The sequence below is a fragment of the Paenibacillus soyae genome (assembly GCF_024623455.1).
In the GTDB taxonomy this organism is placed as follows: Bacteria; Bacillota; Bacilli; order Paenibacillales; family Paenibacillaceae; genus Pristimantibacillus; species Pristimantibacillus soyae.
In genome coordinates this window covers 153,080-167,354 of record NZ_JANIPJ010000016.1, presented here as the reverse complement: position 1 = coordinate 167,354, position 14,275 = coordinate 153,080, and the positions used below count along the sequence as shown (strand labels likewise).

Annotated in this window: 9 protein-coding genes; 6 read left to right on the top strand and 3 right to left on the bottom strand. The window is 53.7% G+C overall.

Features of this window, described 5'->3' with window-relative positions:
- Positions 1-34 precede the first annotated feature (34 nt).
- Positions 35-496: a hypothetical protein gene (locus NQZ67_RS20995; protein WP_306812988.1), complete on the bottom strand. Its 462-nt coding sequence runs from the start codon at positions 494-496 to the stop codon at positions 35-37.
- Positions 493-1,290 (bottom strand): hypothetical protein, encoded by a 798-nt coding sequence (locus tag NQZ67_RS20990; RefSeq protein WP_257449719.1) that lies wholly within the window; start codon positions 1,288-1,290, stop codon positions 493-495. The genes NQZ67_RS20995 and NQZ67_RS20990 overlap by 4 nt, the downstream gene beginning before the upstream one ends.
- Before the next feature lie 499 nt (positions 1,291-1,789).
- Here NQZ67_RS20990 and NQZ67_RS20985 point away from each other — a divergent pair, with 499 nt between their 5' ends.
- Positions 1,790-6,127 carry an InlB B-repeat-containing protein gene (locus tag NQZ67_RS20985; RefSeq protein ID WP_257449717.1) on the top strand — a complete coding sequence of 1,446 codons (4,338 nt, stop codon included), beginning with the start codon at positions 1,790-1,792 and terminating at the stop codon, positions 6,125-6,127.
- Between the two features lie 69 nt (positions 6,128-6,196).
- Here the strand turns inward: NQZ67_RS20985 and NQZ67_RS20980 are convergent, their stop codons facing one another.
- Positions 6,197-7,072: a helix-turn-helix domain-containing protein gene (locus tag NQZ67_RS20980; protein WP_257449715.1), complete on the bottom strand. Its 876-nt coding sequence runs from the start codon at positions 7,070-7,072 to the stop codon at positions 6,197-6,199.
- Between the two features lie 165 nt (positions 7,073-7,237).
- On the opposite strand from NQZ67_RS20980, the gene NQZ67_RS20975 reads away from it, so the two are divergent.
- The 5 genes from NQZ67_RS20975 to NQZ67_RS20955 all read left to right on the top strand — a co-directional run bounded on the left by NQZ67_RS20975 (position 7,238) and on the right by NQZ67_RS20955 (position 14,151).
- Positions 7,238-9,307 carry a beta-galactosidase gene (locus NQZ67_RS20975; protein WP_257449713.1) on the top strand — a complete coding sequence of 690 codons (2,070 nt, stop codon included), beginning with the start codon at positions 7,238-7,240 and terminating at the stop codon, positions 9,305-9,307.
- 142 nt (positions 9,308-9,449) lie between these two features.
- Complete coding sequence (locus NQZ67_RS20970) at positions 9,450-10,262, top strand: hypothetical protein (RefSeq protein ID WP_257449711.1); 813 nt, start codon at positions 9,450-9,452, stop codon at positions 10,260-10,262.
- Between the two features lie 8 nt (positions 10,263-10,270).
- Complete coding sequence (locus NQZ67_RS20965) at positions 10,271-12,463, top strand: sensor histidine kinase (RefSeq protein WP_257449709.1); 2,193 nt, start codon at positions 10,271-10,273, stop codon at positions 12,461-12,463.
- Positions 12,460-13,101: a response regulator transcription factor gene (locus tag NQZ67_RS20960; RefSeq protein ID WP_257449707.1), complete on the top strand. Its 642-nt coding sequence runs from the start codon at positions 12,460-12,462 to the stop codon at positions 13,099-13,101. Before NQZ67_RS20965 ends, NQZ67_RS20960 begins: the two co-directional genes overlap by 4 nt.
- Positions 13,102-13,167: 66 nt before the next feature.
- Positions 13,168-14,151: a DUF3231 family protein gene (locus NQZ67_RS20955; RefSeq protein WP_257449705.1), complete on the top strand. Its 984-nt coding sequence runs from the start codon at positions 13,168-13,170 to the stop codon at positions 14,149-14,151.
- The last annotated feature ends 124 nt before the right edge of the window (positions 14,152-14,275 follow it).

Below are 14,275 nucleotides of genomic sequence, written 5' to 3'. Positions count from 1 at the left end.
ATAGCGGATTGAGGCAGAACCCGGAATACGAGCGTTAAATAATTCGAGCTGTCCCTAGCGCAAAGTGATGCCACAATATCTCTTCCACGAGGTCCCCTTTCCCTTCTTCGCATTCCACGATGAATATGACATCCGGATGTTTCCCTCGTAACGCGCTACGCTGTTTCTTAATGACCTTGTAATAGAAAAGGTCGATCATGAGCCCCAAGAGAAAGCCGCTCGCTGCTCCGATCAGCCCCCAATAGATCGGTCCCCACTCCAGTTTAAATCCGACGCTGGCGCCGATGACGGCCAAGGCGGTTCCAAGGGCCGCTCCCGTACTAATGAGCGAGATCCCATCCGCATTATGAATCGAATCAAACAGCCTTCGGTTCGTTTTGCGGTTAGTCAAGGGGACGGCAAACATGGCATGTTTGCCAATTCCGTTCTTCTCCAGCGAATTGATCGCCAATTCTAAATGGACCGAATGCTCGAAAGCCGAAAAAATCTGCATCATGTTTTGTCCCACCGCGTTCCCTTCCTTAGTCGAAAGTCGGAGCTTTGAAAGTCTTTAATCAGATAGCTTTTCTGTTCGGAATCGAACAGCTTGTTATTCTCGACCGTATTCATGTAAGAATCGTAAACGGCAAACCCCCACATGGAAGGCATATATAAGAGCCATTGTATATCTAATACTCCTGTAGCTTTCGCAATGTTTCCGAGAAACAGATGGTGGACGGCGACAAGCGTCTTGGAGAAGTATAAAAATATGATCGTCCAGACTAAGGAGAAGAAGGCCGTTAACAGCCGGTGAATATGCAATTGCCCAAGTCCCGGCATGAAGAGCGACCATAATACGGACATAACCGGATTCCGCTTATCCAAATAGTTGATTTCGAGAGCGCCGATTGCAAATGAATTGAAAGGGGCATTCTCCCTCTCCGTCAGCAAATACACGTGGTTCATGTCCACACAAGTCCGATAGCTGTCCCATATCCCGAATAAATAGACGGGGATATACATCAACATCCACCTGACCTCAAGCGTATCCTTTGCCAGTTCAATATTTCCGCAGAAGCTATGCACCATGGCAAGGTTAATCTTGGCGTTGTAGTTTACAATAACCTCCCAGATAAACAGAACGAGTCCGCGCAAATATTTGCTTAACAATAGATGTCCGAACCCTGGAAAGGCCGCTGACCACCAAGCGATCACGTATGGATTTCGAATATGGAACTGGGTTGTTCCGGCAACACTCACATGAGCTTTGTAGCGCCGGAATTTATTATCGATGTTTCGGTAATTATTCATAGGTCCCCCCAGAGAAACGCCGCTCAGAACTTGGTTAGTTTAACCAACTTAGCCTGAAAAAAATCATGAAACGCGAAACGGGGAGCAGTGAACCCGCGCTAAAATTTATCCACCTGATTTCATGGAATCATCCTACCCGAATTCCGGCCTTCCGCCAAAGGACTGCAACCGATGAAAAGAAGATAGAAAATTTTCGGAACGAGTTTCTTTTTTGCATAATAATCGTCCTCACTCGCAAACGATCTCTACCTTGGCATTATTGGGGCGGTGGTATATTTAAGGGGAATATTTCACCATGGGTTGCTTGGAAATCTCGGTGAAGAATGGGGGCGTCGCGATCATGCGAAGAAATCGAATAGCTCCCTTTGAAAGCGGTTTCGACGAGGTCATCTTACCATTAGGCGGTGATGTACACGGCACAGTATGGAAGTAACAGTCTACGTTTTTCGTGAAAGACTTTATCATTATCATTTTATCCATAAGGAGATTGAACATTTCCATGAAACAGACCCATCAACTGAACCGAAAACGTTTCCTTAGTCTGCTTCTTGCTCTCGCGCTGATGGCCTCGGTCTTCGCCATGCCGACGGCCCGGGCCGAAGCTATAACGGATGCGCCTGCAACGGCGGCAGCCTCCGCGGCAAGCGGCGCCACCCCGGAACGTATCCGGGACGGCGTTATCCTGCACGCCTTCGACTGGAATTTAAATGTCATCGAAGAAAATCTGCAGGCTATCGCCGACGCCGGGTATACGGCGATCCAGACTTCGCCCATTATGGGCGTTGGCACTGGGGAAGAATGGTATGCGGCCTATACTCCCCGCAACATGATCGCTGGAGGCCTAGACAACCGATACGGCGACCTGAACGCCTTTAAGAGCCTGACCTCCGCCGCCGAAGAGCTCGGCATCAAGATCATCGTCGACGTCGTGGCTAACCACGTGAGCGGCAGCGCGCATGAGCCTTGGAATGCTGACACCTACATCCACAATGTGAGCGGCAACGTAGGTTATAATGACCGTTTCCTTCTGACCCAGCCGGAGATGATCCCGGGGCTAAGGGATCTGGACACGCACAACCCGTTTGTTCAAAACGCCTTCATCGCGTACTTAAAGAGCATGATCGACGCCGGCGCGAGCGGCTTCCGCTATGACGCCATCAAGCATATCGAGCTGGACGACGACGCGCCTTCCCCGGCCAGCATCGCCGCGGGCGCAACGAATGCGAAATATCCCGATGGGAATTTCGCAAGCGATTATGTGAAAAACGTGACCGGCGCCGCCAAAGCCTACTTCGAGGAGAAAGGCAAGGTTAACTTCCAGTACGGCGAGGTGCTGCAAGGGGGAGACCCGAACAACGACAGGATGGCCGGCTATGCCAAATATATCGACATGACGGCCTCCATGTACGGGCATGACGTGCGCGGCGTCCTCGAGGTAGGGGACATCGGCCGTCTCGACAAATGGGCGGATTACGCCGCCGAAGGTTTGACGGCCGACCGGTTGGTGCCTTGGGTGGAATCCCACGACACTTACAACAACGAAGGAGAATCCCGGAGCTTCAGCCCGAAGCAGATTAGACAGGGCTGGGCTATGATCGCCGCCCGCAAGGACGCATCTCCCCTCTTTTTTGCCCGCAATATCAACGCTGACGGGACACAGAAAATGAGCGTGCGGACCGCAGAGAACGTAAACAATAACCGGCCTCAGTGGAGCCATCCCGAGGTCGTGGCCGTCAATCAGTTCCACAACGCTATGGCGGGACGGGACGAGAATCTGGTAAGCCTCGGCAACAATGCCGTCATGATCGAGCGCGGAACAATCGCGGACGGCGGCGGAGCGGTGCTAATCAACACCAGTACAACCGACCGTGTTCTGGGCAGCGTGGAAGTGGAATTTTTGAAGGATGGCTATTATGTTAACGCGCTGAATCCGGCCAACGTCTTTACCGTATCGAACGGCAGAATCAGCGGTACCATACCCGGCAACCCTGCCAAAATATCCAATACCGACACCAATGCCAACCCCGGCCTTGTGGTCCTAATGGACAGGGAGAACGCAAATCCCGCCATTCTTGCCGCAATGCCAAGCGATGACGACGTGATCGCCGGCAATAGCTTTACCGGCAATCAGCTCCGACTCAGGATGTCGGCTGCTAATGTGAGCAATGCCTCCTACGCCATTAACAACGGCGACGCCGTGAGCTTTGCCCATGACGACATCATCACCGTGAGCGGCAACTACAACGACCCTATCACCGTCACGTTAGTGGGCCGGGCAGCCGGAGGGAATTGGATCACCAAAGCATTTACCTACACGCGGGTCGAGCCTGAAGAGGAGGTCGCCCCGCCGATCGAGGAACCAACACACGTTAACGTTTATTTTTCCATCAACCGGAATGCGGGCTTTCAAGCCTGGGCCAGCACCGGCGTGTGGGCCTACAGCTTCAACCCCGAGTTGTTCGGCGGATGGCCCGGCGGCGCTATGACAAGAATGAAATACAATGGCGCCGACACTCATTGGTACAAGATCGAAGCGCCGCGGGCTGCCGTCGGCGGGATCATATTCAATAACAACTCCGGGCAACAAACCGGTCAACCGGCGATTACCGCCACCATGCTTAATAACGAGCAGCTTTATTTCTATGGCACCGGAAACTCGGGCTTTGGCATTAACGGCTCCTCCGACAGCGGCGCTAACGCCCGCGCCAACTGGGACACGGCCTTTGCCGCAGGCAACAATATCGGCTTCGAAGCCAGCGGCGTTTTCCCGCCGGGACGCAACGGCGTCATTTTCGATACGTCGGGCGGCAGCGCGGTCGCGAGTCAATATGTGCGGGAAGGCGAACAAGCGACCCGACCGACAACCGACCCGACTCGCAGCGGCTATTTGTTCGACGGAAAATGGTACACCGATCCGGCCTTCACGCAGGAGTATGATTTCAATGCTCCCGTGGTCAATACTCTCGGCGACGATCACATCTACGCGTTGACTCTCTACGCCGGATGGATCGCGCTGGAAGCCGACAAATTCCTCGTCCATTTCGATTCCCAAGGAGGCAGCCCGGTCATGTCCATTCCGAACGTGGCGGGGGGCACTACCATTACCGCACCGGTACCGCCGGTCAGAAACGGTTACCGTTTCGAGGGATGGTACAAGGATTCGGCTTACAATGAAGCTTGGAGCTTTGACACGGATACCGTGACGGCGTCGACGACGCTCTTCGCCAAGTGGGAGATTACATCTTACTCCATCACCTATAGGGACGGCGAAGCTGCCGCCGCCATGCCGGACAGCGCAACGGACACCTATACCGTTGAAACGACGACATTTGATCTGAGCGAACCGAGTCCGAAGGAAGGTCATACCTTCGCCGGCTGGTTTACCGACCCGCAATTCAAGCCGAGCTCCAAGCTCGCCAGCGTCGAAGTCAACTCCGTAGGCGATTTGACTCTCTACGCCCGCTTTACGCCGAATGCCTACAGTATAACTCTCGATCCTCAGAGCGGGTCAGGCGGCACGGCAACCGTGTCGGTCAACTACGGCGGCAAACTGCCGCTTGGAATTACCCGCCCCGTAAGGGCCGGCTATTCGTTCCAAGGCTTCTATGAGAACACCGGCGGGAATGGCGAGCAATACTACAACAGCGACGGCGTCAGAGTTTTTGAAGACAATTTGTCGGCCGCGCCCGTCACCATCTACGCTCACTGGTCGCGAGCGAATCCTCCTAGCCAGCCTGGATCATCGACGCCAGTGCCAACCGTACCAACGACTGTAATAAAGGATGGAGACAAAGCGATTGTGGAGCTTGGCAGCGGCATAACGTCGAAGTCCATTCCCGTACAGGATATCGGCGGACTAACCCTCCAGGTGAAAGCCGCGAATGCGGTTCTAACCGTTCAAGCAGATGCGCTGAAGCAATGGCTGACTCAGGCGGGCAATCCGTCCGGAGCAAGTATTGAAGTAACCGTCGCGCCAGTGGCTTCAGGCGAGATCGCGAATGCTCCGGCTGAAGGCGGTCGAGCTCGCGTTGAAGTTGCAGGCGCGGTCTACGACATAACGATTGCGCTGAAGTTCAACAACCAAATTATCGACATCAGCGAAGTAGACGGCGGAGTCAAGGTTTCCTTGCCTTATCGCAATGAAGCCGACGAAGAGCTTCTCGGCATCTATTATTACAAGGAAGAAGCCAAAGAGTGGGAATACGTTGGAGGAAGCGTAGACGCGGACAACAATAGCGTGACGGTGACTCTGGAGCATCTGAGCAAATATGCGGTTCTGGAGTACACGAAGTCATTCGCTGACGTTCCTTCGAACCACTGGGCTGCCCGGACGCTGGAAGTACTAGCGGCGAAGCATCTCATTAACGGCACAAGCGATACGCTCTTCTCGCCTAATGGAAAGACGACTCGCGCCGAGTTCGCATCCTTGGTGGTGCGGGCTCTAAGCTTGACGAAGGCTGCGGGCGCCGTTCCGTTCGACGATGTTGGGGCGGAAGAGTGGTATGCGAATGAAGTCGCGATCGCCTATGAGGCGGGACTTGTCTCGGGAGTATCGGATAACCGATTCGATCCTAACGCGGAGATTACCCGCGAACAAATGGCGGTACTGCTCGTTCGCGCCTATGAGTACAAGAACGGCGCAATTGAAGAGACCGGCCAAGAAACAGCCGAACTCGAGGATGGATCAAGCATCTCCTCATGGGCTGTAGATGGCGTGAATAAAACCATCGCCTCGGGACTTCTGCAAGGCAAAGGAAACGGTATCTTCGATCCCGCTTCCGACGCCAACCGCGCCGAAACCGCGCAAGCCATCTTGAACTTGTTCCATAAGCTATAAGATGGAATAGATCGATGAAGGAAGAGCCTGTTCATCCGATTAAGCGGATCAACAGGCTCTTTTGTGGTGTCATGGCTTATGCCGTTCGCCGAATTCCCTGCTGAATTCCCTAAAGCTTGATCGATATTTCGCCGGAGTCGTTCCATGCTTCCATTTAAACAAACGCACGAAGTAGTTCAGCTCCATCCCCACCCTCGCCGCGATTTCTCCGATAGACAGTCCCGAATCCTCTTCTAGCAGCTGAATACCCTTAAGCAGTCTAAGCCGCTGCAAATAAGGTTTGGGATTCATGCCGTATAGCTCCTTGAACTTCCGCTGAAAATGCTGCTTCGAATAACCAACCGCATAAGCTATATTCGCCAGGCTCAAGTCCTCCATATAATGCTGCTCCATATATTGAACGGAAATGCAAAGCTGCTCCTTTGTGCCCGCATGGCTCCGATTAGAAGGGACCGGCTTCTCTTTACAGACAATCGCAGCGATATAAGTTAATAGATGATAAATTTTGGTCGAAGCCTCGCGATAGGCATTCTCCCCCTCCCGCTCGCTCATGTGCCAGAGCTGCCGAAGCTCCGATTCCAGTTGAACGACCTCATGTTCATTTATTGCTATTGGTTTCATCATAGGAAGCCGAAGCGCGCCAAGGAAGGAATCCGCGAAGGACCCCTCGAATCCCATATAACCTAAAATCCATGGCTCTGTCTCGGATGGACTGTATGAATGAGCAAGCTTGCTTGGCACGAACATGAGCTCTCCCCTTCTAAGCTCTATGGAAGGAGTGCCTTCCAATTGAAAGGTCCCAGATCCGGCAAAGCAAATCATGCATTGAAACGTTGGATATCCGATCGGTCTATCAATAGCATGCTGGGGATGTAAGCCGCAGCTGTATAAGGATAAGGGCAAATCCAGTTCGCCTGTATGATGAAAGAGTCTGAACGGTAACATGCCTGCCTGCCTCCTTCGTATCCTTCTATCTTGTCTCCATCTATTATACATCTATTATGGAGTCATGTTCATTTTCTGCTATTTTTCTATTGCGAAAATCCTAACGGCATGGTCGCCGGCTAAGCTACAATGTCATCAAAGCAGGAACAAGAAGGGATGGCGGCTATGTATAGATTTAAGGCGTTCCAGCAGCCGGCGCTGCTGGAGAATCATTTGAATCTCGGAGGAGAAAATCCGTCCGACGAAAGAATCGATGTGACGAGCTTATATTTTACGCGCGGAGGAAAACCATGGATAGGCGTGATGGGCGAGTTCCATTTTTCCAGGTATAACTGTCATGACTGGTATGAAGAGCTGTGCAAAATGAAAGCAGGCGGCATTACGCTCGTATCTACTTACGTGTTCTGGATCTACCACGAAGAAATCGAAGGCGAATTCGACTTCGCCGGCGACAATGATCTGCGCGCTTTCGTATTGGATTGCAAACGGGCTGGACTCGAGGTCGTTATTCGAATCGGCCCTTGGGCGCATGGCGAATGCCGGAATGGCGGGTACCCGGACTGGCTGCTCCGGAAGCCTTTCAAGCTGCGTGCAAATAATCCTGAGTACCTGGAGAAAGTACGAATCTACTATGAGAAAATTTCGGAGCAGGTTCAGGGACTTTTCTACAAAGACGGAGGTCCTATCCTTGCCGTCCAACTGGACAACGAGCTGACGAACGACGCCGAGCACTTGGCCACCCTCAAGGAAATGGCCGTGAGCTGCGGGATGATTGCGCCTCTCTATACGGTTACGGGATGGAATGCGGTTGCGGGTGCCCAAATTCCCGTCGACGAGGTCGTTCCCGTATTCGGGGGCTACTGCGACGCGCCGTGGGATGACCGGCTCACTCCGCTGCCTCCGTCGCCCCATTACTTTTTTACCGGCATGCGCAATGATACGGGGATCGGAGCCGATCTGATGCCTGCTCGGACGGAAGAAGACGGAGAATGGCAGCTCCCGTATGAACGGTATCCTTTCGCTACGTGCGAGTTAGGCGGCGGTCTGCAATCGACGCATCACCGCAGATACATCGTGAAGGGCATCGACATCTATTCCTTATCCCTTGTCAAGCTCGGCGACGGGAATAACTTGATCGGCTATTACGTCTATCATGGCGGCACGAATCAGATCGGCAAGCTCTCGACGTTCCAGGAGTCGAAGGCGACGGGGTATCCGAATGATTATCCGATTCTCTCGTATGATTATCAGACGGCCTTATCGGAGTATGGCGAAGCGAGAGAGCAATACCGAATGCTGAATCTCCTCCACTTGTTCGTTCAGGATTTCGAAGAAGCGTTCGCGCCGATGGTTAGAGTGGAAGCCGAGCATAGCGTGAAACGGGACGACACTTCCTCGCTGCGGTACGCGATGCGTACGGATGGCAGCAGCGGATTCGTATTCGTCAACCATTACCAAAGACTCGCGAAGCTCGATGACATTCATGCTGCGGTGATCGATACGGGCATCGTGACCTTCCCTCCCATTGACGTATGCGGAGATATCAGCTTCTTCCTTCCATTCCGGATGAATTTGTCGGGGGATGTGCTGGAGTATGCAACGGCGCAGCCTGTATGCAAACAGGGAGATACGTATTTCTTCGTGCAAATACCCGGCATCGCCGCGGAATATCGATTCGCCGATGGTCGTAGCTTCAAGTCTGAGGCGGGACTTGAATCGCTCGTGAAGGCGGAGCGCGCTTCGATTGTCACTCTCACCTGGGAACAAGCCCTATATTTGCGCAGGCTGGATGGCAAGCTTTATATCGGCGAAGGCTGCGACCTGTACAAACAGGATGACGAAATACGCACGGTTGCGGCTGGAGACTTCCGAATGTGGCGTTGGAACGGGGAAAGCTTCGAGCAAGACTCCATTCACCGGCCTTATGCGGAGCCTGTCGTTACGTTCGAGAATGTAGAAGGACCTCCCTTCGATCCGCAGCATACGGACGAGCTGCATATTGGCGGAGAAAGGAAGATTACCTGGCAGAAAATCGCGGTGAAAGGCTCGCAAGGCTTTGTCTCTATCGATTATTACGGCGATGCCGCGCAGATCTATGCGGATGGAGTATTGATCGCCGACAGCTTCTATTACGGCGAGGTATGGCGGGTGCCGGCAAGGCTGTTGGACGGGAAAGCCTGCTACCTGGCGGTATCCGAAATACGAGATGATTTCTATAGGGAGTTTGAGAAATAAACGCTAGCAGCAGGATAATGCTTCTCTAGAAGCGAATATATTTCCCGACATCTTTCCCGAACAATCGGGAAATCTCCTCTATTGGGCAGGGACGCTGTTCCGATAAGCTGATCTCATGACCAATGAGAGGGGATATCACGAAATGAATTTGAATTTGAAAACGACGATGGAAAACCAGCCCAAACGCTGGAAGCGGATCGGCTTCGCCGTTGTCGCGGTACTGTTTACGCTGTTTGGATTTTTCTTCCTGCAGGGGGCCACGGAGGCCTTGGAGCCTTGGCTGCCGTCGGACTGCGGCGCGGGCTGCGAAGGCGAATCGTTCGTACCCGATTCCTATCGCTGGCTTGCGGCCTCGCATGGCGCCCTGCTCGCCTTCCTGTTCGGCGGAAGCCTGATCGCCCTGCTGCGCCGGCCTTTCGAGAAGCCGATGCTGCTGCACTTCTATATGGCCGGCCACCTGGTCTTTCTGGCGACATTTGCCGTTACCGCTCCGAAGCTTGCCTTGATGAAAGCATTCGTATTCGTCATGTTTCTCATCACGCTCGCGGTGTTGTACGCGTTCTATCACAATCGGTCTTCCGCGGTGCGGCTGGAGCCCTCCGCCGGATACTCCCGTCCGCTCCTCGTGTTGACGGCCATCGCTGCGATCATTCTGCTGCCGGTGGCCATCCATTCGGGCATTCAGCAGTGGTCGGAGACGGAAGAGCAGTTCCGCTGGGGCGAGCATGCGGCGATGCTGATTGTATTGTTATACGGCGGATGGCTGGCCGCCTCGCGGCGAACAGGTTCGTTCGCGCTCGGGCTAATCGTAAGCATCACTTTTGTGTACCTTGGCGCTTCGGCCCTTGCGGTTCCGGGCCATCCGGGCAGCTGGGGCATCGCGGGCGGGATCGCGTCTATCGTCTACGGCATCATCCACGCCGCCGCCGTAGTTCACAGCAAACGAATGAGGTGAAAGCATTCATGACGGCTTTACAGAAGCCTGTACTCCAATCGCATATAAGGAAGCACGGCCACCGGCAATCCCGGTGGCTCTTTGCGTTGCATATCGGAATCGTCGCGAGCTGCCTGTTCCTCCTCTTAAGCTATTTGGCCTCGCTGCCTTCGTATTTCGACTATCTTCAGAGCTCCTGCTTCAGCTCGTCAAGAGAATGCTCGGATACGACGATAAGCCCTCTGCCAGCCGATTGGGGCAAGTCGCTGGGATTTACCGCCTCGGGCTTAGCCGCGCTCCATATCGGAATGGATTTGCTTTTCTTTGCTTGTTATGCCCTTGTCGCTGTCCTGATTCTCTTGTTGAAGCCGAAGGACGTCGTCGGCTCCATAACGGCGCTTGCCCTGATCGCGTTCGCGTTCGGGGATCTTGCCTTCAGACAGTGGGGCGGCTCGGAGCTCCTAACTCCTCTCGCGCAGAGCATCGGAATGCCGGGCTTTATGTTATTTGCATTATTGTTTCCGAGCGGCCGCATGACCCGCAAATGGCTGGGAGCAGTAGCCGTCGCCGCCTTCGTTGTCCGATATGTGCCCGATTACTTGCCCTTCTCCGGGATTCACACGAAACATTGGCCGTTGTGGCTGTCGTTAAGCTGGGTTATCCTATTTTTCGGCACGTTGGCGTACAGCCAATTCACGCAATATCGCGAGAATGACTCCATTGAAGCAAAACAGGCGATCCGCAAGGTCGCATTCGGATTTATCGGGGCCTTCGTCGCCCTGATCTGCGTCAACCTGCTGCTGTTAATTTGGCCGCATCTTTACGGGAACAGCGTGTTTTGGCTGGATCTTCTGGTCCGTCTGACGATACTGCCCATTCCGTTCTCCCTTGGCGCGGCCTTGTTAAAATATCGGTTATGGGGCGTCCCCCCCATCGTTCGCAAAAGCGTTGTCTACGCGCTCCTCCTTATTCTGGTGTTCGGCATCTATATGGCCACGGTCTGGTATCTGACTCTTGTGTTCCAAACCAAAAGCGGTATGTATCCGCTCATCGCGACGGGGCTTGTCGCCGTCTTGTTCAGCCCTCTGAAGGAAAGCCTGGATAAGCTGGTTAACCGGATTCTGTATGGCAAAAGAGAGAATCCCGTCTCCTTCCTGGTCGGACTCGGCGACCGGTTGAAGGAGCCCCATGCGCCGGAGCAGGTCCTCGGCACGGTCGTCACAACCATTAAAGAGATGCTTCGGCTGCCGCACGCTTCCATTACGATTCTCGTGAACGGAATGGAACGGGAAGCGGCCGCGGCCGGATCCCCCTCTGAAGAAGGGGCCATCCGATTCCCGCTGGTCATGGGCGGCGAGGAGCTCGGCAGCCTGATCGTCACGCCGCGAACGCCGGATGAGCCGCTGAGCGCCGCGGATCATAAGCTTCTTCAGCTGCTCGGCAGGGAGGCGTCCCGAATCGTGCATGGACTGAAGCAATCCCTCGATATTAACCGCCTCATGCAGGAGCTCCATAGCTCCAGAGAGAGGCTCATCTACGCGCGCGAAGAGGAGAGACGGACGATTCGCAACAATCTGCATGACGACTTGGCCCCCCGGCTCGCTTCCCTCGCGCTATTCGCTTCGGCGGCGAATAAGCTGATCCGCAAGGATCCTGCCAGGGCCGAAGCCATTGCCGGGGAGCTTGAATCCGACATTCGGGTCATGGTCAGCGACATACGCGATTTCGTTCATAATCTGCGTCCGCCGGCTCTGGATCAGTACGGACTCTTGGGAGCGATCCGTCAGCAGGCGGAACGTCTGATGTATATTCAGAACGCGAATGGATACGGCGAACGGATCCGATTCGAAGTATCGTCTCCCGATACGCTCCCCCCCTTGCCCGCCGCGGTTGAGGTTGCCGTATACCGCATCGTATCCGAGGCGCTGGCCAATGTCGTTAAGCATTCCAAAGCGAATACATGCCAGGTTACGCTTGCCTTGCAGGCAGGGCCTCAGACCGAAGAGCTGTATGTGGAAGTTATGGATGACGGTGTAGGCATCCCCCTCGCGAATAGACCCGCATCGAGAGCCCAGGCGGGCGGAGTGGGATTAACCTCCATCCGGGAGAGAGCCGAGGAGCTCGGCGGAAGGAGCCGGATCGGCAATGCCGAAGAAGGCGGAACCCGGGTATCGACATGGATTCCTGTGCAAATACATACCGATTGGAGTGTCGTTGATTGAAAATATGGAAAATCCTCATCGCCGATGATCACCCGATGTATCGCAAGGGGCTAAGAACGATCCTGGAGACGGTGGACGATATGGAGGTTGCGGGGGAAGCGACGAACGGCGAAGAGGCGATTGCGCTCTGCGAGCGGGAATCGCCCGACGTGATCTTAATGGATATCCGGATGCCCGGCATGAACGGCGTGGATGCCGCCCGGCATATCAAGAAGCATTATCCCGACGTGCAAATCCTGTTCTTGACGATGCATCAGGACGATACATCGGTCCTGTCCGCCCTGAAGACGGGCGCTAGAGGCTACTTCCTCAAGGACGCCGATAAAGACGAGATCATTCGGGCCATCCGCGCGGTAACCGCGGGGGAAGCGATCTTCAGCGCGGAAGTCGCCGCGCGAATGATCGACATCGCGACCCGCCCCGTATCCCGTCTGGACCAGTTCTCCCAATTAACCGCCCGGGAGAAAGAGGTTCTGCATTACATGGCCGAAGGGTATTCGAACGCCCAGATCGGCGCCGCGATGGACCTCACGGCGAAGACCGTCTCCAATTACGTGACGTTAATCCTGAACAAGCTCCATGCCGCCGACCGGACCGAAGCCATCCGCATGGTGGAGAAGGCGAAGAACGAAATATAATCTCCGGATTAATTTTTGGGATAAATGTGCAAATTATCCTTAACAATTAACGGGAGGACAATATTTATGTCTAATCAAATGAAAATGAGCGCGGCGGAGCTCGGCGCCTTATGGACGACATACCACAAAAAAACGATGATTCTTCGGATATTGGATTATTTTATCGAGAAAGCTGACGATTCCAAAGCAAAAGAGCTGATGTCGGAGCTGCAGGAGAAGCTTCATGAAAAAGTGATTACCATTAAAACGATGTTTAAGAATGAAGGCGCGGCGACTCCGATCGGATTTACGGAGGAAGATGTACATTTGAATGTGCCCAAGCTGTGGGACAACGGCTTTGATATACTATTCTGCCGCGTGCTGAAGGAAATCAGCATGGGCATGTACGTGCTGCATATGACGATATCCTATCGCGAAGATATTGTTAAGCTCTACAAGCAGCTAACCGAGCTGACGCAAACCTATTATGAGCATTTCACGCAATACCTTCTTGCCAAAGACTACCTCACGCAGCCTAATTACACAACGATGCCTACTTCCGTCGATTACATAACGAGCAAGGATTACATGAAGGGCACGAATCTGTTCGGGCACAAGAGAGCCATTAATACGGTGGAATACGGGATTATGTATCTTAACTTGGAAACCAACAGTACAGGCATGAAATTAATGAAAGGCTTTGCGCAATGCTCGAAGGATGAAGAGGTGAAACAATATTTTTCCAAAGGGCTTGAGCTTACAAAAGAAATCATGTTAGAAACGGAGCAAGTCCTTGTCCAGAGCGACATTCGGCCGCCTGCCTCCCCGGGCGGTACAGTAGCACCCTCAACGGAAGCCCCTTTTTCCGAAAGGCTGATGATGTTCTGTACCTATCTTCTAGGCGGCTTTAGTCTCGGCGGCGTAGGCTTCAGCGGCGCGTTCAATTTGCGCCATGACATAGCGGCGAAATCAGCAGTATTCGCTAAAGACATATTCGAATACACCATGCAAGGCGCGGAGCTGATGATGACCAAAGGCTGGCTGGAAGAGCCGCCAAGAATGAATGTGTAACCGTAACGAAAGGCCGCTTCCGTCCGAAGCGGCCTTTCGTTATGGTTATTTCCGCAGGTGTCTCGTTCTCCCTGACCCCCGCTTGCGATAGGCACGCGCTCTGCTGCCCGGCATATAGTATATA